General features: G+C 57.8%; 28 protein-coding genes. 15 read left to right on the top strand and 13 right to left on the bottom strand.

Annotated features, from left to right (window positions below; all coding sequences use genetic code 11):
* Positions 1 to 109: 109 nt before the first annotated feature.
* Positions 110 to 859: a zinc-ribbon domain-containing protein gene (locus ACR0JE_RS12265; RefSeq protein ID WP_480864346.1), complete on the top strand. Its 750-nt coding sequence runs from the start codon at positions 110 to 112 to the stop codon at positions 857 to 859.
* A 5-nt stretch (positions 860 to 864) separates the two neighbouring features.
* Here the strand turns inward: ACR0JE_RS12265 and ACR0JE_RS12260 are convergent, their stop codons facing one another.
* The 5 genes from ACR0JE_RS12260 to argH form a co-directional block, all read right to left on the bottom strand.
* Positions 865 to 3,408, bottom strand: coding sequence for a TIGR02302 family protein (locus ACR0JE_RS12260; RefSeq protein WP_480864345.1), 2,544 nt, complete (start codon positions 3,406 to 3,408; stop codon positions 865 to 867).
* A gap of 36 nt (positions 3,409 to 3,444) precedes the next feature.
* Positions 3,445 to 4,710: a diaminopimelate decarboxylase gene (lysA, locus tag ACR0JE_RS12255; protein WP_480544375.1), complete on the bottom strand. Its 1,266-nt coding sequence runs from the start codon at positions 4,708 to 4,710 to the stop codon at positions 3,445 to 3,447.
* 71 nt (positions 4,711 to 4,781) lie between these two features.
* Entirely contained in the window at positions 4,782 to 4,931 is a 150-nt protein-coding gene (locus tag ACR0JE_RS12250; protein WP_170535788.1) for a hypothetical protein, read from the bottom strand.
* 45 nt (positions 4,932 to 4,976) lie between these two features.
* Positions 4,977 to 5,162, bottom strand: a complete 186-nt coding sequence (locus ACR0JE_RS12245) for an argininosuccinate lyase (RefSeq protein WP_417750407.1) — start codon at positions 5,160 to 5,162, stop codon at positions 4,977 to 4,979.
* Entirely contained in the window at positions 5,159 to 6,547 is a 1,389-nt protein-coding gene (gene argH, locus ACR0JE_RS12240; protein WP_480864344.1) for an argininosuccinate lyase, read from the bottom strand. The genes ACR0JE_RS12245 and argH overlap by 4 nt, the downstream gene beginning before the upstream one ends.
* A gap of 21 nt (positions 6,548 to 6,568) precedes the next feature.
* Here argH and ACR0JE_RS12235 point away from each other — a divergent pair, with 21 nt between their 5' ends.
* The 10 genes from ACR0JE_RS12235 to yddG all read left to right on the top strand — a co-directional run bounded on the left by ACR0JE_RS12235 (position 6,569) and on the right by yddG (position 14,650).
* Positions 6,569 to 7,135 (top strand): TlpA disulfide reductase family protein, encoded by a 567-nt coding sequence (locus tag ACR0JE_RS12235; protein WP_480864343.1) that lies wholly within the window; start codon positions 6,569 to 6,571, stop codon positions 7,133 to 7,135.
* A 64-nt stretch (positions 7,136 to 7,199) separates the two neighbouring features.
* A complete protein-coding gene (locus tag ACR0JE_RS12230; protein WP_480864342.1) occupies positions 7,200 to 7,565 on the top strand; it encodes a hypothetical protein in 366 nt (121 codons plus the stop codon).
* Between the two features lie 131 nt (positions 7,566 to 7,696).
* Entirely contained in the window at positions 7,697 to 8,083 is a 387-nt protein-coding gene (locus ACR0JE_RS12225; RefSeq protein WP_480864341.1) for a hypothetical protein, read from the top strand.
* Complete coding sequence (locus ACR0JE_RS12220; protein WP_353012061.1) at positions 8,080 to 9,051, top strand: sterol desaturase family protein; 972 nt, start codon at positions 8,080 to 8,082, stop codon at positions 9,049 to 9,051. The genes ACR0JE_RS12225 and ACR0JE_RS12220 overlap by 4 nt, the downstream gene beginning before the upstream one ends.
* 96 nt (positions 9,052 to 9,147) lie before the next feature.
* Entirely contained in the window at positions 9,148 to 9,336 is a 189-nt protein-coding gene (locus ACR0JE_RS12215) for a hypothetical protein (RefSeq protein ID WP_353012063.1), read from the top strand.
* A gap of 89 nt (positions 9,337 to 9,425) precedes the next feature.
* The gene (locus tag ACR0JE_RS12210; RefSeq protein WP_480864340.1) at positions 9,426 to 10,259 is read left to right on the top strand and encodes an EAL domain-containing protein; all 834 of its coding nucleotides are present in this window, start codon (positions 9,426 to 9,428) and stop codon (positions 10,257 to 10,259) included.
* A 193-nt stretch (positions 10,260 to 10,452) separates the two neighbouring features.
* Positions 10,453 to 11,628: an acetyl-CoA C-acetyltransferase gene (locus tag ACR0JE_RS12205; RefSeq protein WP_480544382.1), complete on the top strand. Its 1,176-nt coding sequence runs from the start codon at positions 10,453 to 10,455 to the stop codon at positions 11,626 to 11,628.
* Positions 11,629 to 11,815: 187 nt separating this feature from the next.
* Positions 11,816 to 12,538 carry an acetoacetyl-CoA reductase gene (gene phbB / locus ACR0JE_RS12200; protein WP_170535772.1) on the top strand — a complete coding sequence of 241 codons (723 nt, stop codon included), beginning with the start codon at positions 11,816 to 11,818 and terminating at the stop codon, positions 12,536 to 12,538.
* A gap of 301 nt (positions 12,539 to 12,839) precedes the next feature.
* Positions 12,840 to 13,787: a transcriptional regulator GcvA gene (locus ACR0JE_RS12195; protein ID WP_480864339.1), complete on the top strand. Its 948-nt coding sequence runs from the start codon at positions 12,840 to 12,842 to the stop codon at positions 13,785 to 13,787.
* The gene (gene yddG / locus ACR0JE_RS12190) at positions 13,784 to 14,650 is read left to right on the top strand and encodes an aromatic amino acid exporter YddG (protein WP_480544384.1); all 867 of its coding nucleotides are present in this window, start codon (positions 13,784 to 13,786) and stop codon (positions 14,648 to 14,650) included. Before ACR0JE_RS12195 ends, yddG begins: the two co-directional genes overlap by 4 nt.
* On the opposite strand, the gene ACR0JE_RS12185 is transcribed toward yddG, so the two are convergent.
* The 3 genes from ACR0JE_RS12185 to ACR0JE_RS12175 form a co-directional block, all read right to left on the bottom strand.
* The gene (locus ACR0JE_RS12185) at positions 14,647 to 14,811 is read right to left on the bottom strand and encodes a YdcH family protein (protein ID WP_083445267.1); all 165 of its coding nucleotides are present in this window, start codon (positions 14,809 to 14,811) and stop codon (positions 14,647 to 14,649) included. The two genes, yddG and ACR0JE_RS12185, sit on opposite strands and share 4 nt — an antisense overlap.
* Positions 14,812 to 14,927: 116 nt before the next feature.
* Positions 14,928 to 15,707: a tRNA1(Val) (adenine(37)-N6)-methyltransferase gene (locus tag ACR0JE_RS12180; RefSeq protein WP_480864338.1), complete on the bottom strand. Its 780-nt coding sequence runs from the start codon at positions 15,705 to 15,707 to the stop codon at positions 14,928 to 14,930.
* Positions 15,704 to 15,919, bottom strand: a complete 216-nt coding sequence (locus ACR0JE_RS12175) for a putative signal transducing protein (RefSeq protein WP_037316655.1) — start codon at positions 15,917 to 15,919, stop codon at positions 15,704 to 15,706. Before ACR0JE_RS12175 ends, ACR0JE_RS12180 begins: the two co-directional genes overlap by 4 nt.
* Before the next feature lie 56 nt (positions 15,920 to 15,975).
* Between ACR0JE_RS12175 and ACR0JE_RS12170 the strand changes: the two genes are divergently transcribed.
* Positions 15,976 to 16,974: a polyprenyl synthetase family protein gene (locus ACR0JE_RS12170; RefSeq protein ID WP_480544386.1), complete on the top strand. Its 999-nt coding sequence runs from the start codon at positions 15,976 to 15,978 to the stop codon at positions 16,972 to 16,974.
* Here the strand turns inward: ACR0JE_RS12170 and ACR0JE_RS12165 are convergent.
* From ACR0JE_RS12165 to soxR, 4 genes are all read right to left on the bottom strand, one after another.
* Positions 16,967 to 17,788 (bottom strand): 4-(cytidine 5'-diphospho)-2-C-methyl-D-erythritol kinase, encoded by an 822-nt coding sequence (locus tag ACR0JE_RS12165; RefSeq protein WP_480864337.1) that lies wholly within the window; start codon positions 17,786 to 17,788, stop codon positions 16,967 to 16,969. The genes ACR0JE_RS12170 and ACR0JE_RS12165 overlap by 8 nt on opposite strands.
* The gene (locus tag ACR0JE_RS12160; RefSeq protein WP_480864336.1) at positions 17,778 to 19,478 is read right to left on the bottom strand and encodes a tetratricopeptide repeat protein; all 1,701 of its coding nucleotides are present in this window, start codon (positions 19,476 to 19,478) and stop codon (positions 17,778 to 17,780) included. The genes ACR0JE_RS12165 and ACR0JE_RS12160 overlap by 11 nt, the downstream gene beginning before the upstream one ends.
* Before the next feature lie 116 nt (positions 19,479 to 19,594).
* Positions 19,595 to 21,241, bottom strand: coding sequence for an electron transfer flavoprotein-ubiquinone oxidoreductase (locus ACR0JE_RS12155; protein ID WP_480864335.1), 1,647 nt, complete (start codon positions 21,239 to 21,241; stop codon positions 19,595 to 19,597).
* Positions 21,242 to 21,376: 135 nt separating this feature from the next.
* Positions 21,377 to 21,832 (bottom strand): redox-sensitive transcriptional activator SoxR, encoded by a 456-nt coding sequence (soxR, locus tag ACR0JE_RS12150; protein ID WP_353013598.1) that lies wholly within the window; start codon positions 21,830 to 21,832, stop codon positions 21,377 to 21,379.
* A gap of 89 nt (positions 21,833 to 21,921) precedes the next feature.
* Here soxR and ACR0JE_RS12145 point away from each other — a divergent pair, with 89 nt between their 5' ends.
* The 3 genes from ACR0JE_RS12145 (at position 21,922) to ACR0JE_RS12135 (ending at position 24,018) form a co-directional block, all read left to right on the top strand.
* Positions 21,922 to 22,302: a VOC family protein gene (locus ACR0JE_RS12145; RefSeq protein ID WP_480544390.1), complete on the top strand. Its 381-nt coding sequence runs from the start codon at positions 21,922 to 21,924 to the stop codon at positions 22,300 to 22,302.
* Between the two features lie 235 nt (positions 22,303 to 22,537).
* Positions 22,538 to 23,008 (top strand): transcription elongation factor GreA, encoded by a 471-nt coding sequence (greA, locus tag ACR0JE_RS12140; protein WP_480544391.1) that lies wholly within the window; start codon positions 22,538 to 22,540, stop codon positions 23,006 to 23,008.
* Between the two features lie 14 nt (positions 23,009 to 23,022).
* Positions 23,023 to 24,018: a hypothetical protein gene (locus ACR0JE_RS12135; RefSeq protein ID WP_480548497.1), complete on the top strand. Its 996-nt coding sequence runs from the start codon at positions 23,023 to 23,025 to the stop codon at positions 24,016 to 24,018.
* Here the strand turns inward: ACR0JE_RS12135 and ACR0JE_RS12130 are convergent.
* On the bottom strand, positions 24,015 to 24,563 hold the full coding sequence (locus ACR0JE_RS12130; RefSeq protein WP_480864334.1) for a GNAT family N-acetyltransferase: 549 nt from the start codon (positions 24,561 to 24,563) through the stop codon (positions 24,015 to 24,017). The genes ACR0JE_RS12135 and ACR0JE_RS12130 overlap by 4 nt on opposite strands.
* Positions 24,564 to 24,570 lie beyond the last annotated feature (7 nt).

Here is a 24,570-nt window from a genome sequence, read left to right as displayed (position 1 = left end):
TGGTGACACTTGGACCCTGAAACCGAAATCGCGCTTTGCTGTTGGGTCTTAACGGAATAATATGCCTGAAAAAACTATTATCCGCCGAATTGCCGGCCGGGGAGGCAGCATGCGTCTTACATGTCCGAATTGCAGTGCCCAATATGAGGTGCCAGACGAGGTCATCCCCGAAGAAGGCCGCGATGTACAGTGTTCGGCCTGTGATCAGACATGGTTTCAGGCGAAATACCCCGCCGATGAAGCAGCTGGGGTGGAAACCACCGAACTGAAAGCCAAGCTGTCTGAGCTCGAGACGTCAACACCTGAGGAAGAAGACGACACAGGCAGTGACAGGTCTCCGGTCGAGGAAGCCTTTTCCGACCAAGAGACGGAAGTGGCCAAGGCTGAAACCAAGACGTCCGGAAACATCGATCCTTCAGTTGCCGATATTCTTCAGGAAGAGGCCGCACGAGAATCCGAACTCAGGGCGCAGGAAGGCAGCAGCCTTGAAACGCAGCCTGATCTCGCATTGGATGTCGCACCAATTCCGAAGGTCGAACCCAAAACACCAACCGCATCAGAAACATCCCAAGATGCCGGTCAGAAGGAGGCGTTGCCGGATGTCGAGACGATCAATTCCAGCATGTTGGCCGAAGACCCGGATGCCGCGCAACCAGCACGCAAATCCGGTGGCTTTGTGCGCGGGTTTGCATTGGTTCTGATCATCGCGGTGATCCTATATCTGATCTACGGCAATGCGCAGCAAATCAGCGAAGTCGTCCCACAGGCCGATCCAGTGCTGAAACCCTACGTATCGCTGATCGATCAGGCGCGTATCTGGCTTGAGGCACAGGCCGGATCAGGTGCGTCACAGAACTGACGGGCTCAGAACCGTTCCAGCAGCCGTTTCAGGTATTCCAGTTCAATCGTAGGCCGGTCGGTTTCTCCGGTCCGGCGGCGGATTTCATCCAGCAGCTCACGCGCGCGGCGGTAAACATCTTCGCCTTGCAACAGATTGTCATCTGTCGAGATCGACCCCGCAGCGCCGGGGTTTCGACCCAGTGGATCACGGTTATTCGCTTGGGCCTCGCCTTCCTGCGCACCTTGACCGGATTGGTTTTGCTGGTTCTCGGCCAACGCCTCACCAAGTGAGCGCATGCCTTCGCGCAGGGCTTCCATCGCTTCGGATTGACGATCTATCGCCTCGGCCAAATCATCGCCGCGCAGGGCCTGTTCGGCCTCATCCATGGCCCGACCCGCACGGCCCAGCGCATCGCGGGCGGCTTCGCCTTCCTGCGTGCCGGCACCCGGTAGGCCCTGTTCCTGACGCCGCAATTCATCGCGCAGCGCCTGTTGACGATCCGCCAGGCTGCCCTGACCGGATTGACCTTCACCAGCCTGATCCGAATCCTGCCCCTGACCGCCCTGCCCTTCGTGGCTTTGACCCCGACCCTGACCACCATTTCGACCTTCGTTGCCCTGGCTTTCACCAGCCTGGCCGCCCGGGTTGAATTGTTCCTGCAGATCGCGGAAGGCCTGATCGCTCAGACCCTGTTGTTCGCGCAGTGTCTCGGCCAGACCTTCCATGGCTTGTTGCCCCTCGGACTGGCCACCTTGACCCTGACCTTGGGTGACACGCATGTTTTCCATCATCTGCTGAAACTCTTCCAGCGCCTGCTGGGCTTCGGCCATGCGGCCCTGTTCCATCAGTTCTTGAATGCGGTCCATCATGGCCTGCAGATCATCCTGCGACATCTGCAGCGACTCGCCATTTTGCCCAGACTGACGTTCACCATCTTCGCCATTCTGTTGCGCCAGACGCTGCAACTGTTGCAGATAGTCCTGCGTCGCCTCGCGCAGCTCCTGCATCAACTCTGCAATCTCTTCTTCGCTCGCACCATTTTGCATCGCCTCGCTTAGGCGTTCCTGCGCGCGGCGCATCCGCTCAAGTGCATCGGCCAGAGTGCCGTCTTCGATCAGCACCGCCAGATCCCACAGGGCTTGCGCGATTTCTTCCTGCTGAGGCTGCTTCAACCCGTATTGATTAAAGGTCTCCAACCGACGCAATAACACGCGCAGTCGCAGATAGGCCGTATCCGAGCGGAACAGACCCTCGGGCTGATGCGAAACTGCCCGCAACACCTGAGCGACCCGTGCGCCGTTCTCGCGCGACCAAAGCAGATCGCGCCGTTGTTCGATCACAGCAGCCGCAAGCGGATCAAAGAACCGGCGCGCAGGCAAGGGGGTCAGATAGGGTTGCGATTCCGATTCCTGATCCGCCGCATCGCGCGCAATCAGCGTTATACGCACCGGCAGATGCGCCCATGGATGCTGCGAGAAGTCTTCAATCAGGTCTTCGGTAAAATCAGCCCGGTCGCCGGTGATGGGCATGGGCAGTTCAATCTCGATCACCTCGCGCGGCTCAGGTTCGGTGGTCAAACCATACCGGCGATCTACGGCGCCCAGATCAAGTTCAATCAGGGCAGAGCCAGAAACAACGCCATAGTCGTCACTGGATTGAAACGGCAGTTTCATCTGTCCGCCTGCTTCGGCCTCGGCCCGACCTGCCACGTCAATAGTCGGAGGGGCATCGCCAATCACGTCAACAACCCAATCCCGGCCTGCAGGTCCTTCGATCCGCAATTGCCCCGATTGCGTGACAACAAAATCCTGTTCTGGTTCAGTGGCAGCTTCGGTTCCAGTGACCGAACTTGTTTCGGTCAGGCTGTGCGCACCGACCTCACCATAAAACCTCAAGGTCACACTACTGCCCGCAGGCACGGACAGAGCGGGCCCCGATTGATCGGCAAGATAGAGTGTTGGCAGGCCGGTATAGCGCGGTGGCTCAACCCAGCCCTCCCAGGTTGGTCCCTGCCCCGCGACCGCCGTTCCCGGCGTCATCTCGGCGACGGAGCCAATGCGCCATAGCGATCCGAACAGCATGGCGACAACCAATGCCAATAGAGCGGCATAGCGCAGGGCGTATGGATCGCGCGAAGCAAGGCGCAGATCAGGTTTCACTGCCTCGGCCTGAGAGACGCGCTGCGCCATCCGTGCCTTGTGTGCCTGCCACAAAGCAACTGAATCCGCATCCGTCGCCCCAATGGCCTGGTCATCGATCAACGCCTGAATAGGGCGTCCGGGCAATGCCTCATCCAAGCGCACAAGCGCCTCAGTAAGCGTCGGCCGATGGAATCGCCGAATCCCAACAGCCGCAGCCACACTCAGCGCGATCAGGCTAACTGCACCTGCGGCCCAGACAAATTCAACGCGCACCTGATCCTGAAGTCCCAGCATCAAAGCAGCCAGAACAGCCATCAAAATCGAGAAAAACGGCCAGAATGCGCGCAAAACCTGCTCGGCCAGCATTCCTGCATGGGTCAGCCAGAGCGAACGTTTTGGTATCGGCAGTTTCACTTTATCGCGCAATGCGGGCCTCCTGATCGGGCCCTTACGCTGATTGCGTCAAAGCCACGTAGGTATGGTATCGCGGTTTATGATTTCGTCAAAGCTTGGGCGTTCACGAATAACTGCAAATTGATCCTCATGCACCAGAACCTCGGGGATCAACGGCCGCGTGTTGTATTCACTAGACATCACCGCGCCATAAGCACCGGCACTGCGGAACGCCACCAGATCACCCGCATCGAGCGGCGGCATGTTGCGCTGTTTGGCAAAAGTATCGCCGCTTTCGCAGACCGGGCCCACGATGTCATAGGGTTGTTGTTCAACGCCAGGCACAGGTTCCTGAACAGCAATAATGTCGTGATACGCCTCGTACATTGCCGGGCGGATAAGATCATTCATTGCGCCATCAAGGATCAGAAAATCTCGACCCTCGCCAGACTTCACATAGATAACCTTACTGACCATCAACCCGGCATTGCCCGCGATCAGACGGCCAGGTTCGATCTCGATTTCACAATCCAAATGTCCCAGCGTCTTCTTGATCAGCGCACCATATTCGACAGGCAGCGGCGGCGCATCGTTCGAGCGCGCATATGGAATGCCCAAACCGCCCCCCAAATCGAGGCGGCGGATATTGTGCCCTTCGGCCCGCAACTGTTCGGTCAGTTCAGCGACCTTGGTATAGGCAAGCTCAAACGGCTCCAGTTCGGTCAATTGTGATCCGATATGAACGTCAATCCCAATCACCTCGAGCCCCGGTAGGCTGGCGGCCAGCGCATAAACCTCGGATGCGCGCGAGATCGGAATGCCAAATTTATTTTCGGACTTACCTGTCGCAATCTTGGCATGAGTCTTCGCATCCACATCCGGGTTCACCCGGATTGTGATCGGCGCAACCATCCCCAGCTCTGCCGCAACCGCGCTGATCACCTTCAGCTCGGGTTCGGATTCCACGTTGAACTGACGGATACCGCCGGTCAGGGCAGTCCGGATCTCATCTGCCGTTTTGCCGACGCCCGAAAACACGATCTTGTCACCCGGAACACCTGCTGCTTTGGCGCGCAAGTACTCACCGCCCGAAACAACATCCATCCCAGCGCCTGCCTGTGCCAATGTCTTCAGGATGGCCTGATTGCTGGCCGCTTTCATCGCGTAGCAAACAAGGTGATCGGTTCCCTCAAGCGCATCATCAAACAGCTTGAAATGACGCAGCAAGGTGGCTGTTGAGTAGACATAGAACGGGGTTCCGACCGCGGCAGCGATTTCGGAGACAGGGACATCCTCGGCGAAAAGCGCGCCGTCGCGGTAGAGAAAGTGATCCATATCTGCGCGCTTAGACCAAAACGGCCCCCCGGTTCAATGGATTCGGGCGCTCAAGAGCCCCACGCAGCTATTTAGAACTCGGTCGAGACCCCGGCACGTGCATAGCCGGATACAGAAATGCCGGACTGTTTTGGCTCTGGCTTAGGATCAGGGCGCGACGCAGATGTGGATTCGCACGCCGCCAAAACGGCAAGCGTTAGAACTAGGCCGATGGTTCGCATATGCCGTTCTCCTTAGGCTCGGTGCTAACGGTGTTGGGTTTCGGATCAGACACCCAGATAAAGGCCGAGGCCGCCTTTGCGTAGGCCAACGCCTCCGCCAACATGTGTCCCACTGGATCCGACGCCAACACCCAGGCTGGCGGTCGGCTGAACAGGTTCGCCATCGGCACCACAGGCTGCCAAGGCAAAACCGGTCAAGATCAGCAGAATGACCCGAAACATACGCATCATACCAACGCCTTCCATCGTTTGATCTGAGCCCGCACCTGATCAGGCGCAGTCCCTCCATAAGATTGGCGCGAGTTTACCGAGTTTTCAACGGTGAGGACAGAATAGACGTCATCGGTGATATCCGCGTGCACCGAATTCATATCCTCAAGTGTTAGGTCAGGCAGGTCGCAACCCTTGGTTTCGGCCAAAGCAACCAGTGATCCAGTCACATGGTGCGCATCGCGGAACGGCAGGCCGAGGACCCGTACCAGCCAGTCGGCTAGATCGGTCGCGGTCGAAAAACCAGACCCCGCAGCGGCAGCAAGGCTATCGCGGTTGGCGTTCATATCCTTGACCATGCCTTCCATCGCGGCCAGCGCGAGCATCCAGTTGTCGGCGGCGTCAAAGACCTGTTCCTTGTCTTCCTGCATGTCCTTGGAATAGGCCAGCGGCAGGCCCTTCATCACCATCATCAGCGCAGTGTTCGCACCAAAGATGCGGCCAACTTTGGCGCGGATCAGCTCCGCCGCGTCGGGGTTTTTCTTCTGCGGCATGATCGACGAGCCGGTCGAGAATCGGTCGGACAGCGTCACAAACCGGAATTGGGCCGAGGACCAGATCACCAGTTCTTCGGCAAAGCGCGACAGGTGAACGGCGCAGATCGAGGCAGTGGACAGGAACTCTAGCGCGAAGTCGCGGTCGCTGACCGCATCCAGCGAGTTCGCGGCAGGGCGGTCAAAGCCTAGCGCTTCGGCCGTCATGTACCGGTCGATTGGGAAAGATGTCCCGGCCAGCGCAGCGGCCCCCAGCGGGGATTCGTTCATCCGGGCGCGCGCGTCACGCACGCGGGACAGGTCGCGACCAAACATCTCGACATAGGCCATCATGTGGTGGCCCCATGTTACCGGCTGCGCGGTTTGCAAATGGGTAAAGCCCGGCATGACCCAATCCGCCCCGGCCTCGGCCTGCGCCAAAAGCGCGCGGATCAGAGCCAGAATGCCGGTTTCTGCCGCATCCAACTGATCGCGGACCCAGAGTTTGAAATCGGTCGCCACCTGATCATTGCGCGACCGACCCGTGTGCAGACGGCCTGCGGGTTCACCGATCACCTCTTTCAGGCGCGCTTCGACATTCATGTGGATGTCTTCCAGCGCGGTCGAGAACTGAAAGTCTCCGTTTTGGATTTCTGACAAAACGGTGAGCAGCCCTTCCCGAATAGCCTGCGCGTCACTATCACTAATAACGCCTGTGACGGCCAACATGGCGGCATGGGCGCGCGAGCCTGCGATGTCCTGGGCTGCCATCCGCTGATCGAACCCGATCGAGGCATTGATTGCCTCCATGATCGCGTCTGGACCGGCGGCGAAGCGGCCGCCCCACATCTGGTTCGAGGATTGATCGGTCATGAAAGAAAACCCGGAGTTGATATGCGCCTGTTACGTCTGATCCCCCTTTATATGGCCCTAGCGCTGGGTGCAAACGCCGCTTTGGCGACCGATGCCGAGACATTGGGGCCGCTGCGCGAGGACAGCCTGAAGCGGCTGATCCTGCACAAAGAGCCTAAACCGGTTGAAGCGGTTGAATTCGAATTGGAAGATAATGGCGGCACGGCGTCTCTGGAGGACTATAAGGGCAAATACATCCTGCTGAACTTCTGGGCCACCTGGTGTGCCCCGTGCCGCAAGGAGATGCCCCAGATCGCTGAACTTCAAGAAGAGTTCGGCGGCGACAGATTCGAGGTGCTGACATTGGCCACCGGGCGCAACTCCCCCGCCGGGATCAAAAAGTTCTTTGACGAGAACGGGATCGACAATCTGCCGCGCCATCAGGACCCCAAACAGGCCGTGGCGCGTGAGATGGGCGTGATTGGCCTGCCGATCACCGTGATCCTTGATCCGGATGGCAATGAGATCGCGCGACTGATTGGCGATGCCGAATGGAACTCGGATAGCGCGAAGGCGATTATCTCGGCTCTCGTCAACGCTGAAAGCTGAGAAATTCTGCTCTAAACCGTTAGAATCATGATACTCTCTTGCCGTTTAATCAGGAGAGTATTTTATGAAGAGTATCGTAACACTTGCCGCTGCTACCTTTATTGCACTGGGTGCGGCGGTGGCAGCCGACGCTAAGGACATCAAAAAGCAGAAGCAATTCCTGGATACGGTTGCTGGCAAAACGCTGACCGGAAACGGCGCCACCCTGGTCATCTCGGCCGACGGAAAACTGTCTGGTAAGCTAGATGACGGTCGAAACGTTGCCGGGGCCTGGGTTTGGAACAAACGGTTCTGGTGCCGCAATCTGGTGGTTGGAAGCGATACGCTGCCGCAAGATTGCCAGACCGTTTCGCTGGACGGCAATCAGGTGACGTTCACCCGCAACAAAGGCAAGGGTGATTCTGGCGGGACTTACACGATCAGTAACTGATGTAATTTTGACCCGATCGAGTTCTTAAGGGGCGCAACCACCGCGGCTGCGCCCCTTCGCTATTCCGCCTTACGCCACGCCACCTTTGACAGCTGCAAAGGCCGGCTGCACTCTGGCCGTGGGAGGACAGAATGCCGCTGGATATTCTTCTGGTGCTGGTGGTCGGAGGAATTGCCGGTGTCACGCTGTTGCTGCACCTGACAGGCCGATCGCAATTGCGCGTGCTGACACAGGAAAACACAGGCCAGGAATGGCTGCGCCATTTCCCGGACGATGAGGTGATCGATTTGACAATCGCTCATGATGGCCACTCTGCCCTGATCCGAACCACAAACGGCCCTGGTCTGATCTGGTCCTTTGGCGCGGATACCGTCGCGCGGCACCTACTGGATTATGACCTGCTGGACCATCCCGACGGGTTCGAATTCCAGTTTCACGACTTTGCCACACCCAGATGCCTTGTTCGTCTGGACGAATTCGAACGCAGCCATTGGCGTAACCTGATGGAACCCACATGACAGACCAGATTACCTTTCCCGACGCCGTCCAATGGGCCGTTCCCTTTTTCATCGCCGCGATTCTGGCCGAATTCCTTTGGATCGCTGTCAAAGGCCGGGGTGGCCGATATGAGACACGGGACGCGGTGACCTCATTGATTATGGGGGCCGGAAACATCGCCTCGGGATTTCTGCTGGGGTTCATCGCCTATGCGTTCTTTATGTGGCTGTGGCAGATCACGCCGCTCGATCTGGGTACCTCGATCCCGGTGATCATCCTGTGCTTTGTGCTGGATGACCTGCGGTACTACTGGGTGCACCGGTTCGGTCATCGTATCCGCTGGGTCTGGGCCAGCCATGTGAACCACCACAGTTCACAGCACTACAACCTGACCACTGCATTGCGGCAGACATGGACCTACACTTTTACCTTCATGATGGTCGTTCGCGCACCACTGATCCTGCTGGGCTTTCACCCGGCCATGGTCCTGTTTGTCGGCGGGTTGAACCTGATCTACCAGTTCTGGATCCATACCGAAGCCATCGGCAAAATGCCCCGCTGGTTCGAGGCGGTGATGAACACCCCCAGTCACCACCGGGCCCATCACGGTCGCAACGCCCGTTATCTGGATTGTAACTATGCCGGCGTTTTCATCATCTGGGACAAGATGTTCGGAACCTTTGTGCCCGAGCAGGACGACGATCGCGTCGACTACGGGCTGGTCCACAACATCGGCACCTTCAACCCGTTGCGCGTGGCCTTTCATGAATGGGTCGGCATCTGGCGCGACGCCACACAACCCGGCCTGACTTTGCGCCAAAGGCTGGCCTATTGTTTTGCACCACCCGGCTACAGCCATGATGGCAGCCGCGACAGTTCAGACCAGATCAAACAAAAGCATCTGGCACGGCACCCCGAAGATCGCGGAACGCCCGGTTTCCAGCATCTTGGCGATGAATTGCCCAATCTGAAGGCAAAACAATTCTGAACTGCGCGTTACCATGCCTGTCTCAGCTTGAAATATCGGTTGCGGGTGCCATATGGGGTCCATGGTTTGAGATAACGAGTGACCGGAGACCCGCAAATGACCCGCTTGACTACCCTTTCGACATTGGTCGGTTTGCTGGGTCTGATGTTGGCTATGGTCGCTGCGATTGCCAGCGCTTTGGCCGGTTTGATCGCGTTGGGCTTTCTGATGATGCTTTTGGGCTTTACCGGAGCAGTGATCGGAGCAGCCGCCTCTTTGGCGCGCGCCCAACACTCTGCCCGCTGAAAATTCACCCGTTTTAACCGCAGATTCACCTGTTTGCCCTGACACTGGGACCGAAACTCTATTCGGACATGTGCAGGGAACTGGCGCTTATGCGGGACAAGAAACTTGCGGATCTACCTGAAGGATCGGACAACCCGTTAAGCTCGGCCATCTCGGCGCGGGATCGATCCGTTGTGAACATGGCGACCGAAGCGGTGAAGCACAAACAGTGCAAGCTGGCCTTTCAGCCGGTTGTGCAGGCGCACGCGCCCGGCGGCATTGCTTTCTATGAAGGCTACATCCGCGTATTGGACGAAACCGGGCGCGTGATCCCGGCGCGAGAGTTCATGCCACAGGTCGAAAATACACCTTTGGGGCGAGAACTTGATTGCATCGCGCTGGAACTTGGATTGCAGACACTGGTGCGAAACCCCGGCATACGATTGTCGATTAACATGTCTGCCCGCTCGATCGGGTTTGCGCGCTGGACAAAGGTGCTGGATCGGTTTCTGAAACGCGACGAAAGTATAGGAGAGCGGCTGATCCTTGAAATTTCGGAACAATCCGCCATGCAGGTACCCGAGCTCGTGATCGACCTGATGGATCGCCTGCAGGAACGCGGCATTGCCTTTGCACTGGACGATTTTGGCGCCAGCGACTTTGGCATTCGCCATTTCCGTGAGTTCCTGTTCGATGCGGCAAAGATCGATGGTCAGTTTATCCGAGGTGTCAGCGAACAGCCGGACAATCAGGCTCTGGTGCGCGCATTGATCTCGATCGCGCAGGAATTCGAAATACTGGTGACCGCCGAATCGGTTGAAAATCAGGCTGACGCCGAGTTTCTGCGCAATAGCGGCGTCGACTGTTTGCAAGGTTTTCTGTTTGGCGCGCCCTCAGTCACTCCGCCGTGGAAACAGGAAAAGAAATCCAAAACAGGCTCTTAGGCGGTAATCCGCGCTCGCGCAAAGATTGTATCGGTCGCTGAGACAAGCTGCCCGTTGCTGCATATGCAGCATTGCGATATGCCATGAAGTGCTGGAGCGGGGAACTTGGGGCGCTCTTGTTTTGTCAGAGATGCTCTCTGCCACCTGCGCCGTCAGATTTCCCAAAGGACCTTGACGGTAAAGGACTGACTATATGACCAACGTAGTAATCGCATCCGCCGCACGCACGGGCGTCGGCAGCTTTAGCGGTTCGTTTGCGAACACCCCTGCACATGATCTCGGCGCTGCCGTCCTGGAAGCAGTCGTAGAACGCGCCGGAGTAGAAAAAGGCGAAGTAAGCGAAACCATCATGGGTCAGGTTCTGACCGCCGCACAAGGCCAGAACCCCGCCCGCCAAGCACATATCAATGCGGGCCTGCCGCAGGAAAGCGCAGCTTGGGGCATCAACCAGGTGTGCGGCTCGGGCCTGCGCGCTGTGGCTCTGGGTGCGCAGCACATTCAGCTGGGTGATGCGGACATCGTCGCCGCCGGTGGCCAGGAAAACATGACCCTGTCGCCCCACGCCGCCGCTCTGCGCGCCGGTCACAAGATGGGCGACATGAAATATATCGACACGATGATCCGCGACGGTCTGTGGGATGCCTTCAACGGCTACCACATGGGGCAGACCGCCGAAAATGTCGCCGAGAAATGGCAGATCAGCCGCGACATGCAGGACGAATTTGCTGTTGCCTCGCAGAACAAGGCGGAAGCTGCGCAAAACGCCGGCAAGTTTGCGGATGAGATCGTGCCCTTCACTATCAAGACCCGCAAGGGTGACATCGTGATGGATAAGGATGAGTACATCCGCCACGGCGCCACCATGGAAGCGATGGCAAAACTGCGCCCAGCTTTCACCAAAGACGGTTCGGTCACCGCCGCCAACGCCTCGGGCCTGAACGACGGCGCGGCCGCGACTCTGCTGATGTCGGCCGAGAACGCCGAGAAACGCGGGATTGAGCCTCTGGCGCGGATCGCATCCTACGCAACCGCCGGTCTGGACCCGTCGATCATGGGCGTTGGCCCGATCTACGCCTCGCGCAAAGCGCTGGAAAAAGCTGGTTGGTCGGTTGACGATCTGGATCTGGTTGAAGCTAACGAAGCCTTTGCCGCGCAGGCCTGTGCTGTGAACAAGGACATGGGTTGGGACCCGTCCATTGTGAACGTCAATGGCGGTGCGATCGCCATCGGCCACCCGATCGGCGCCTCGGGCTGCCGCGTTCTGAACACGTTACTGTTCGAAATGAAACGTCGCGATGCCAAGAAGGGTCTGGCGACCCTGTGCATCGGTGGCGGCATGGGCGTTGCCCTGTGTGTGGAGCGCGACTAAGTGCTTTGACAACCAAATAGAAAAGGGCGTCCCACCGGCGCCCTTTTTTGTTACAATCTATGCATATCCGACACATGCGACAATATCGCCAGACAGAAAGCCCTAAATCTCTACGAAACGATATTGCGCAACAACATCTCTCAGAGTAACAGAATTACCAAGACGACTAAATTTGGAGGATTCCTAAATGGCACGTACAGCACTCGTAACCGGCGGCTCTCGCGGCATCGGCGCAGCAATTTCCAAGGCGCTCAAGGCCGAAGGGTACAATGTTGCGGCCACCTATGCAGGAAATGATGAAGCCGCCGCAAAATTCACCGCGGAAACCGGTATCGCCACCTATAAGTGGAACGTGGCCGACTATGACGAGTCCAAAGCTGGAATCGAAAAAGTCGAAGCCGAAGTTGGCCCGATCGATATCGTTGTGGCCAACGCTGGCATCACCAAAGACGCACCGTTTCACAAGATGACGCCCGAGCAATGGCATCAAGTGATCGACACCAACCTGACCGGCGTGTTCAACACGGTCCACCCTGTCTGGCCCGGCATGCGCGAGCGCAAGTTTGGCCGCGTGATCGTCATCAGCTCGATCAATGGTCAGAAGGGTCAGTTTGCACAGGTGAACTATGCTGCAACCAAGGCGGGTGATCTGGGCATCGTAAAATCGCTGGCTCAGGAAGGCGCCCGTGCGGGCATCACCGCCAACGCGATCTGCCCCGGCTACATTGCCACCGAAATGGTTATGGCCGTGCCAGAGAAAGTTCGTGAATCCATCATCGGCCAGATCCCGGCGGGCCGCTTGGGCGAACCAGAGGAAATCGCACGCTGTGTCGCATTCCTGGCCTCGGACGATTCTCAGTTCATCAATGGCTCGACCATCTCGGCCAACGGTGCTCAGTTCTTCGTCTGATCAGACTCAGTAGCAACAAAAACGGGCCGGTCCTTTTGGACCGGCCCTTCTTTATCCCGTAAGATCACGCGCGCTGTGATCAGCGGGAACCGGTTAACCACGCCCAAAGTTGGTGAATGACTTTGCTGCGTTCTTCATGGGCGCGACAGATCGCATCTTGAACAGACGGGTTGGTCGTCATCTCGATCATGGCATATCCTCTTGGCTAAAGCTGAACTTGACTTGCTCCCAAGATGGCGTTTGATTTTAGATTGTACAAACGAGAGTTTTCGACTCTTCAGACAAGAAAATCTTAACTGATATGTCCGACCGACTGCCCCCTCTGACCGCATTGCGCGCCTTTGATGCCGCCGCGCGCCATATGTCATTTGCGAAAGCGGCTGATGAGCTGAACGTGACGCCCGCTGCGCTGTCTTTTCAGATCAAGTCACTTGAGGAGCATCTGGGTCATCCCCTGTTTCGGCGCTTGAACCGCGCGGTGGAACTAACCGAAGCCGGAAAAGCACTGGCCCCCGGTACAGCAGACGGTTTTGCTGCGCTCAAATCCGCCTGGGCCGCGACGCGCAGATTGCAGGACAACACAACGCTGACTGTCACTGCAGGGCCGGCGCTCACGGCAAAATGGCTGGCCCCGCGCCTCTATGAATTTGCGCGCGCCCATCCGGAAATCGATCTTCGGTTTTCGGCCACCCTGCGCAATATGGATTTGGAACAGGACGACGTGGATGTTGCGATCCGCTTTGGCTCTGGCCAGGATGAGGGGCTGTATTGCCTGCCGGTGCGCAAGGAATGGCTGACGCCGGTCATGACACCCGAGCTGGCAGAGCAGTTTTCCACCCCCGAAAGCTTGCGTGATGCGCCCTTGATCCATGATGATTCAATCGCGTTTCTCAAACCACCAGCCGATTGGCCGACCTGGTTCAAGGCCGTTGGGATGGAGTTCACGCCAACACATGGCGCGCATTTCTCGAACGCGGATCACGCGATTGATGCTGCGGTGGCCGGGGTTGGTGTCGCCTTGGGGCGGCGCGCGATGATCATCAAAGACATGACCGAGGGGCGATTGATCGCCCCGTTCAAAACCGCCATCGAAACAAAGGGGCGGTTTCGGTTTCTGTGCCTGCCAGGTGCGGAAAACCGGCCACAGGTCGCCGCGTTCCGCGATTGGTTCGCGACCGAGATTGAAAAGACCGCCCATATCTCGGATGAGTTCACTATCATTCCCGTAGAAGACGTCTTAGCCAAATGACTAGAAACCGCGCCACTGCCACCGGATTCATCGCTGTTCTGCTGTGGGCCTTGCTGGCGCTATTCACCGTCGGCTCGGCCCCGACACCGCCCCTTTTGCTCAATGCCATATGTTTCAGTATCGGCGGTTCTCTGGGTTTGATCTGGACATGGCAATCCGGTGGGTTTTCCAAACTGCGCAGTATCAGTTGGAAAATCTATGCATTCGGCACTGTTGGTCTGTTTGGATACCACGCGCTTTATTTCTCTGCCCTGCGCATGGCTCCGGCGGCAGAGGCTGGGCTGATTGCCTATCTCTGGCCCCTCCTGATTGTCCTGTTTTCAGGACTTCTACCCGGCGAGCAACTGAGGCCGGGCCATTTGTTCGGGGCCTGCCTCGGCTTTACTGGGGCCGCACTGATCATCACCGGTGGTGGCAGCGCAGGTTTTCAGGTCGATCACCTGCCGGGATACGCGCTGGCCTTCCTCTGTGCTCTGACATGGTCGGGGTATTCGGTACTGTCCCGTAAACTGGGCGAAACGCCCACAAGCACTGTTGCTGTGTTCTGCGTGCTGACTGCCATCGCCTCGTGGGTACTGCATTTCGCACTCGAAACCACCGTCTGGCCCGATACTGCGCTCAGTTGGGCCTCAACCTTTGCTTTGGGCCTGGGGCCTGTAGGGCTGGCGTTTTATGTGTGGGATATCGGGGTCAAACAGGGCGACATACAGATGCTGGGAACCAGCTCTTATGCGGCACCTTTGCTGTCTACTGTTGTTCTAGTTGGTGCCGGGATCGCCATGCCGACATGGACATTGGCGATCGCGGCGGTACTGATCACCGGCGGCGCTGTAATTGCGGCGCGCGCCAGCCTGACTGGTTAAGCTGACAGGCGTTCGATCTCTTCCTTGAGCTTAAGTTTCTGCTTTTTCAGCTGGGCGATATGGAGATCATCGATGCCTGGCGAGCGTTGGGCTTGTTCCACTTCGAGACCGAGAGATTCGTGCTTCTTCTTCAGTTCCGTCAGATGTGCGCTCACGCTCATGGCGATCCTCCTTGGTTTACGTGTCTAAATGTCACGTAAGAAGTTGAGCACATCGTTTCCACCCTGTCACGCTGCAGACGCACAGAATCTGCAATAAATCCGACAAATTCGGCTGGTCATCGCCGAGTGCTGTGAAACGGACCCATGGCTGCGCCATCCCGCAGCACGGCCGAAATCTCGGGCGTGTAGCTTTCGCCATCCTGTTCATGCCGGTCCCCCTGATGCAGAATCACCGGCGCATGCAAACGGAACGCAGCGCGTCCACCCTTGCGGGCGCGTAGAATCACCAACTCGGCCTCACGCCCTGACCGCGCCGCCAAGGGCAGCGCTTCGACCGAGCCCAACTGGCCCTGGCAAGCCATCAGCATGTCTGGCAGGCGGTCGGCTTTTTGGACCATGTGTAGATACCCGCGCGGCGCAAGGCGTTTGATGGCCACATCGATCCAATTGGCCAATGGGGTCTGTTCACCCAAGGCAATACTGCGCCCTGAATCATGGGCCGGACTATGAGCGTCAGCACGGTAGTAGGGCGGGTTTGCGATCACATGATCAAACTGACGTTGTTTTAGTTCTGGCGGAAGTGCGGTCAGATCGGCGGTTACAACCTCCAGCGCGATGGCGTTATTCGCGGCATTGCGACGTGCCAGATCCGCGTAAGCCGGTTGCAGCTCAACCCCGTTGAGCTGCAACCCTTGTACACGTGCAGCGAGACAAAGAATGGCCGCCCCGGCCCCGCATCCAAGCTCTAGCACGGATTGGCCGCTGGTGGCCGGAACCGACGCGGCAAGCAAAACAGGGTCTACCCCGGCGCGATACCCTTTGACAGGCTGCCACAAGTGCAGCTTGCCGCCCAAAAACGCATTTTGGCTTAGGTCTTGATCCTCGAAACGGGTCATCGCCCCAGCGGGATCTCATTGTCGCGCATCACGCGTTCGGCACGGGTCAGGTCATCCGCCCGAACCATCAGGCGACGAGGGAAGATTCCAATGCCGCCTTCGAGGATGCTCATATTTACGTCCATCTGAAAGCAGTCTATATCCTCGCCTTCAAGAAGAGCGGATGCAAAGGCCAGGATTGTCGGATCGGTGCTGCGCAATAGTTCTTTCATGGGGATGGATGTAAGGGCAAGGCAGGACAGAAGTCGAGCCTTGTATCAGGAGTGTGATGGACGTCAGCACAATCTCGAAACCGCATGAGCGGCTCGCTGAAATTCTGACCGGCGAAATGGAGGCGGTGAATACGCTGATCCGAACCCGGATGGCGTCTGAGCACGCACCGCGCATCCCTGAGGTGACCGCACATCTGGTCGAAGCGGGTGGCAAACGTCTGCGCCCGATGCTGACTTTGGCGGCGGCGCGGCTGTTCGGCTACACGGGCGAGCATCATGTGCGTCTGGCCGCGACGGTTGAATTTATTCACACTGCGACCCTGCTGCATGACGACGTGGTCGACGAAAGCGCCCAGCGGCGTGGGCGGCCCACGGCGAACCTTTTGTGGGACAACAAATCCAGCGTGCTGGTGGGCGACTATCTGTTTTCCCGTAGCTTTCAGTTGATGGTGGAAACCGGATCGCTCCGTGTTCTGGATATTCTGGCCAATGCCTCGGCCACGATCGCCGAGGGCGAGGTACTGCAAATGACCGCCGCCACCGATCTGGGCACGGATGAGGCCGTCTACCTGCAAGTCGTGCGCGGCAAGACAGCGGCGTTGTTCTCGGCAGCGACCGAAGTGGGCGGTGTGATCGCCGGTGCGGCGGAACCACAGGTCGAGGCCCTGTTCGACTATGGCGATGCGCTGGGTATTGCCTTCCAGATTGCCGACGATCTGCTGGATTATCAGGGGGATAGCAAAGCGACCGGCAAGAATATCGGCGATGATTTCCGCGAACGGAAGCTGACCCTGCCGGTGATCAAGGCCGTGGCGCAGGCCACGCCTGACGAGCGCGTGTTCTGGGAACGCACGATTGAGAAAGGCCGACAGCAAGATGGCGATCTGGATCATGCGCTGAGCTTGATGGCGAAGTATCAGACGCTTGAAACCACACGTCAGGATGCGCTGGGATGGGCCAACAAAGCCAAAGTAGCACTGGAGGTGCTGCCAGATCACGAGCTGCGGACCCTGCTGCGAGATCTGGCTGATTACGTAGTGTCCCGGCTCAACTAAGCTGAGTCGCGCGGCACCACCAATCGGGATGCGCCGCACCAATCTCATAGGCTGCGAAATGCGCGGCTTTCATTGATGGATAAAGCGCAAAGCAGGTTGACCCTGAACCTGACATCCGCGCCAGTAACACCTCCCGAGTCCCGGTCAATTCGTCCAGAACACGCCCAATCATTGGGGCGATGCTAATAGCAGGGCTTTGCAGGTCGTTTCGCTGATTGGACAACCAGAAGGCACAGTCAGCAACGCCCTCAAAAATCGGAATATCATCTGGCATCTGTGGGTTTTGACGCGATTCCATGACTTTGAACACAGCCCCTGTGGGCACTTCAACGCCGGGATTTACCAAAAGGGCAGGCAACTCAGGCAAGGTCATCGCAGTCACCTGCTCACCAATCCCTCGCATCCGCGCAGCCTTGGCCATTATGCAAACCGGGATGTCCGCCCCCAGAGAGACGGGGAGATCGGGTGGAATATCAATGTCCTGATCTTGCGAATGGCGTAACATCGCAGCAGCATCAGACGATCCGCCGCCAATGCCAGCACCGTGTGGTAGTGCCTTGTTCAGATCGATATGTCCGGTCCAACCAGTGGCTTCCGCCGCCTTCCAGACAAGGTTGCGCGCATCTGAGGGAACGCCAGCCGCGTGCTCTCCGCTAACGGAAATCGACAGATCGGGCCCCGGCGCAAACTCCAGTTGATCCCCGACATCTGCAAACGCCACGAGCGAATCCAACAGGTGATACCCGTCCTCCCGTTGGCCGGTAACATGCAGTGTGAGGTTTATCTTGGCGGGTGCGAAGCCCTTAGTTGCCATTGGCAACCTTCAAAGGATCGGAGCCTTCCTCGGCCAATACTGCATCCAGACCCACCTCGAGCTTGCGGCGGATGCGCTCAGGGTCAGCTTCGCCATCAATCTCTTCCGGGTCAATAAAGGACAATGCGCGTTTCCACTGGAACTCAGCCTCACGATCCCGGCCAACGGCCCAATAGACATCGCCCAGATGGTCATTGACCACTGGATCAACCGGCATCAGCGCAACAGCGCGTTCCATATGATCCACGGCTTCGTCATAGCGCCCAAGGCGGAACAGGACCCAACCCAGGCTGTCGACAATGTAACCGCTGTCCGGGCGCGCGGCGACGGCGCGTTCGATCATATCCAACGCCTCATCCAGTTTTTCGCGGCGTTCGACAAGCGAATAGCCCAGATAATTCAGAACTTGTGGCTGATCCGGGTTCAACTCCAGCGCTCGCCGAAAATCCGCTTCGGCCTGATCCCAGTTCTTCAACCGCTCATGCGAGATGCCGCGTGCGTAATGCAGGAACCAGTTCCCGCTTGACGCGGCGTCTGTCAGGGCGATTGCGCTGTCATAGGACGCTGCTGCGGCCGCATAGTTTTCCTGTTGCCGCTGGATATCCGCAAGTGCCACGTGAACGCTGGGCAGATTGGGTTTCTTTGCCGAAAGATTCTGTAGCACTTCGATAGCGGCATCTGTTTTGCCCGACCGGCTGAGCACCTCGGCCCGACCCAGCTCAGCGGCATGGTGATCATTGCTGTCAGCTGGAACCTTTCGATAGGTATCGACGGCCAGATCATATTGCTTCAATTCATCCAGAAGTTCTGCGCTCAGCAAGATTGCATCTACATGATCGGGGCGCAGGAAGCTTGCGACGCGAGTGTACAGCAGTACATAGTCAGGCGACGCTTCGGTGTTCAGCACCGCAGCGACCGAGAAAAAGATCTCGGCCATGCCATCCTGAGCGGATCGAACATGGGTAAAGGGCAGTGTTTCACCAGCATTCAACTGGCTGACATAATCTTCAATCGAAGGGTCACTGCCCGCCGCAAAGACGGTTTCCAAGAACGCCAGCGCATCGGCGTTTCGGTCAAGCTGCGACAGAACCTCAGTCCGCGCCATCGCTGCGCGGCGCGAGAATTGGGCAATCGCACCATCATTTTCCGCAAAGATCGCCTCGGCCCCCTCAAAGTCACCAATCGAGGCCAGCGCCATGGCTTTGTGATACCGCGCAAATTCGCGCAGCCCATCCTGGGTAGATACTGTGTCGAACTGCTCGATCGCTTTGGTCAATTCACCCTGACCAAGATGGGCCCAGGCGATCATCAGCCCGTCTACCAGCGGGCCAACACCCTTTGTTTCGGGGTCGCGCGCCAAAAGCTCTGCCAGTTTGTCATTCGCAATCAGATTGGCGGCGACCACCATTCTGGCGGCCTGGCTGGGTAGTTCAGCCTCTTCAATCGTTTGTGCGATGGGCAAGGCGCGCTCGATCTCTCCCAGCGCCAGTCGTGCCACCACAACACTTTCCAACAAAAGTGCGTTCTGAGGGTCAAACTTCAGCGCCTGCGCATAGTATTGCTCGGCTGCTGTATAGTCGCTTTCATAAATCGCCTGACGACCAGCCAGATAGGCCCCTGCCCCTGTATCCGCAGACACTGGCACACTGACCGTCGAAAAAAGCAGCGCGGCCAATACCGCGCGATGCACAAGGGAAATCACCTAAATCCTGCCCTGCTAACATAGACTGACCGATAAGCTAGGGCCTTGGCTGGCAAGAGGCAATGGCAGAGCCTTCACGACCCTGCCAGTGCACCGGTTTTCGCCTACATATTGGGATAGTTCGGGCCATCCCCACCCTGCGGTGTGGTCCAGGTGATGTTCTGGCTGGGGTCCTTGATATCACAGGTTTTGCAGTGGACGCAGTTCTGAAAGTTGATCACGAATCGCGGGCCGTTTTCGTCTTCGACCACCTCATACACACCTGCCGGGCAGTAGCGCTGCGCCGGTTCGCCGAACTGAGGCAGGTTGACCTTTACCGGAACCTCTGGATCAGACAGGTGCAAATGGCAGGGTTGACTTTCCTCGTGATTGGTCATCGCGAATGACACGTTGGTCAGACGATCAAAAGACAGCACACCGTCGGGTTTGGGATAGTCAATCGGCTCGTGCTTGCTGGCATCCTCGGTCGCCTCAGCATCGTTTTTACCGTGACCGATGGTGCCGAACAGGGAAAAGCCCAGCGTATTGGTCCACATGTCCAAACCACCCAGCATCAGAGAGGCGGTCAGGCCCCATTTCGACCAGATCGGCTTGACGTTGCGAACCTTCTTGAGGTCGCTGCCGATGGGGCCGCTGCGCACTTCGGTCTCATAATCTGTCAGCTCATCACCAGACCGCTCGGCCTTGATGGCTTCATAGGCAGCCTCGGCTGCGGCCTTACCCGACAGCATGGCGTTATGGTTGCCCTTGATGCGCGGCACGTTGACCATGCCTGCCGAGCAGCCCAGAAGCGCCACACCCGGCGCGACCAGCTTCGGCATCGACTGGAACCCGCCTTCAGTGATTGCCCGTGCGCCATATGCCACGCGCTTGCCGCCTTTCAGCAGGTCAGCAACGACCGGGTGATGTTTGAAGCGCTGGAATTCCATGTAGGGGTACAGATGTGGGTTTTTATAGTTCAGGTGAACCACAAAGCCGACATAGACCTGATTGTTTTCAAGGTGATAGATGAACGATCCACCGCCCGCGTTGCTACCCAGCGGCCAGCCCATGGTGTGCGTGACACTTCCTTCCTTGTGCTTGGAAGGATCGACCTCCCAAATCTCCTTCATGCCAACGCCGTATTTCTGCGGCTCTTTGCCAGCAGACAGGTCGTATTTGGCGATCACTTCCTTGGACAGCGACCCGCGCACACCTTCCGACAAGAAGACATATTTGCCATGCAATTCCATGCCAGGCTCGGTGTTTGGACCGTAAGAGCCATCGGCTTCCAGGCCAAAGACACCTGCGACCACGCCTTTGACTTCGCCGTTCTCGCCATAGACAAGCTCCGAACATGCCATGCCAGGGAAGACTTCCACGCCCAGCTCTTCAGCCTGCTCGGCCATCCAGCGGCAGACATTGCCCATCGAGACAATGTAGTTGCCGTGGTTGTTCATCAGCGGCGGCATTGGGAAGTTGGGGATACGGATCTGACCCGCCTCTCCCAGCATATAGAAGTTGTCTTCGTTGACCGGTGTGTTCAGCGGCGCGCCTTTTTCCTTCCAATCGGGGATCAGCGCATCCAGACCACAGGGATCAAGCACCGCGCCTGACAGGATATGCGCGCCGACTTCGGACCCCTTTTCCAGAACCACAACGTTCAGATCCGCATCCAGCTGTTTTAGACGGATGGCCGCCGACAGGCCCGCAGGACCTGCGCCCACGATCACCACGTCATATTCCATCGCTTCGCGTTCAATATCGGCCATCGCGGGCTCCTTAGCTAACTTTCCGAATTGGCGCTTTTCTCGTGCAGTCGGCGCAATTTTGTTTCACGGCTGATTACATGGTCGGAAAGACCTTGGTCAATCAAAACACGGCGTAACATTGCTGCAATGCGGCAGTTAAGCCTCTGGAGAGTCGCCCATCAGGTATCTGGGACCGCTCCCATTTGATTTGGCGCGATCATCTGGATTGTACAGTGCACATTTCGGCAGGCTTAAGCACCCACAGCCAATGCAGCCATCCAGATTGTCGCGTAGCCGTACCAATGTGTCGATTCGCTGATCTAAATGCGCCCGCAGCGTTACACTGATATCCTTCCAATCTTGCGGTGTCGGGGTGCGGTTGCCCGGAAGGCCCGACAGAACCTCGCGGATTTCCGGCAGGGTCAAGCCGAACTGCTGTGCGATCATCACAAAGCTCAGCCGTCGGATATCGGCCCGCTGATACCGCCGCTGCCCGCCCGCGTTGCGCCACGGCGAAATCAGGCCCTGAGCCTCATAATACCGAATGGCCGATACCGCCAAACCGGTGCGCCGGGCCAGTGCGCCGATTGCCAGCCCTTCAGATGCAGCCATTAGACCCTCGTAAAAAATACCTTGACCTAAAGTTAGGTTTAGAAATTACGGTGAGTCGTGACAAGCAACAAATTCGCAAAGGAGAAACCATGATGGCGACGCTTGAACACACCAATTTCACCGTCCGCGACCCGCAGGCCTCGGCGGCTTGGATGCAAAAGGTCTTTGGCTGGAAGACCCGCTGGGAAGGCCCGGCCATTGCGGGTGGCTACACTGTGCATGTGGGCAGCGCGCATACCTACCTGGCGCTTTATGCGCCCAGTGATCCCAAACCCGCAGGTGAAAGCAGCTATGACATCGTCGGCGGCTTGAACCATGTTGGCGTTCTGGTCGAAGATATCGACGCCACCGAAGCCAAAGTACGCGACGCCGGTTTCACACCCCATAACCATGCGGATTACGAACCAGGCAAAAGGTTCTATTTCGACGATGACAACGGCATAGAATTCGAAGTGGTCCAATATGATTGAGATGCTGTGGCTATGCACCCATTCGCGCCGCTGGCGCCGGGACAAGCCCCCCGATCACCGCCACAGGCGCGCGCCTGTCCCGTCCGAACGGCGCTAAGCCGCGAATTGAACGCGGGCTGCCCCTTGGCCTCTTGCAATTCACGCCCCATTTAGGTCAGGTACTGAACGACCCATCATTCGCCCCGACGCTTTCCCTGCGGCGGGGCGGCTCAATTTATGCGTGGACAACAAGACTATGGAAAAGATTCCAATGACGCCTGCGGGCAATGCCGCGCTGGCAGCAGAGCTGAAAAACCTCAAATCCGTCGAGCGCCCAGCGATCATCGAAGCGATCGCAACGGCCCGAGAACTGGGTGATTTGAAGGAAAACGCCGAATATCATTCTGCCCGCGAAAAGCAGGGCTTTATCGAAGGCCGCATCAAGGAACTGGAAGGCATCCTGTCTCTGGCCGATGTGATCGATCCCGCCAAACTGTCTGGCGCGATCAAATTCGGCGCAAAGGTCACATTGGTCGATGAGGATACCGACGAGGAAAAGACCTGGCAGATCGTCGGAGAGTATGAGGCCAATATCGAAAACGGCCTGCTGAACATCAAATCGCCCATGGCCCGTGCTTTGATCGGCAAGGATGAAGGCGACAGCGTCGAAGTGCGCACACCCGGCGGTGTGCGATCCTATGAAGTTCTGAGCATCGAATACGCCTGACCGGAGCATCTGACATGTCGGGGAACGAACCTGACCAAGAAACCGAACGGCCGACCTCGCTGGGGATCTATGATCGCCCGGACCGGACACCTGTAACCTCGATCGAAATCGCCGCCGCTGTGCTGAGTGTCGTCTGGCTGGTGATATCGGTCGTGTTTCTTGTGCTGCCCGATCAGGCCGAAGGTAGTGGGATCATTGTGACCTTTCTTGCGGTGTTCATGCCGGTCGCGATGATCTGGGTCGCGGCCACCGCCATGCGTGCCAGCCGCATAATGCGAGAGGAAAGTGCCCGGCTCCAGACGGCCATCGATGCGATCCGTCAGGCCTATGTCGTGCAACAGCAGCGCGCTGCCAGCTCTTACGAACCGACGGTGAGCAAAAAGCTGGACGAGATCGCCGCAGCAACCAAAAAGGCCGAGGATGCCTTGGCCACATTCTCGACCAAACGCCGCGAGCCTGTTCAGACCCTTCAGTCAGCCCCGGTTGCCGGAGATCAAACCTCGCTGGCACTGGGCACCACGGCCGAAGAGATCACGCCACCACTGACAACCGATATCTTCATCCGCGCCCTGAATTTTCCCGAGACCGATAAAGATACCGAAGGCTTCAATGCGCTGCGGATGGCACTGAAGGACCGAAAGGTCGCCAAGCTGGTACAGGCTTCGCAGGATGTGCTGACCCTGCTCAGCCAGGAAGGCATCTATATGGATGACCTACGCCCCGACATGGCACGGCCTGAGATCTGGCGGCAATTCGCTCAAGGTGCTCGTGGGCGTGCCGTGGCGGCTTTGGGTGGAATTCGGGATCGATCGTCACTGGCGCTGACGGCGGCGCGGATGAAGCAAGACCCAATTTTCCGGGATGCGGCGCATCATTTCCTGCGACGGTTCGACAACATGATTGTCGAGTTTGAACCTGACGCCAGCGATGCCGAACTGGCTGCGCTGGGTGACACCAGAACGGCGCGCGCCTTTATGCTGGTGGGACGTGTTGCCGGGACGTTCGATTAGACGGGTGTAACGGCCCAACTCATCTTGGTTGCACTGCTGAACCCAAACACATACCCGAATGGCCCCGTCTCTTCATAACCTACCGGTTTGAATCCTTCGCGTTCATACAAAGCCTGCGCGCGCGGGTTTGTATCGATCACATCCAATTGCACTTCGGTCATGCCACGGCTGCGCGCCTCATCCTTGATCGCGCTCAGCAATGTCGTCCCGACGCCCTTCCCGCGCGCCTCAGCTGCGACAAAGATACCATCCATTTGGAACACACCGGGTTTCAGGTCTCGCTCCAACACGCTCAGCACCGTGCCGCGCCACAGTGCCCCGAACCATCCATAGACACGCGCAAGGTCAGACAAGCTGCCTCCGGCCAGACCACCCTCGTTGGTCTTGAAACCGGCAAGGCCCAACATCCGACCGGACGAGTCGCTTGCAACCAATGCGAAATTGGGATTAAGAGCCTGCTCGAAAAAGGCCAAACCCTGTTCTTCCGGGCCCATCACTTTGTGCAATTTCGCTGCGAAAGCCTGCCAAAACAGTGCAGCAGCCATCGGCCGC

Source organism: Ruegeria sp. H3, assembly GCF_056533095.1.
The sequence above is the reverse complement of the archived record's forward strand: the minus strand, read 5'-3'. Positions and strand labels throughout refer to the sequence as shown.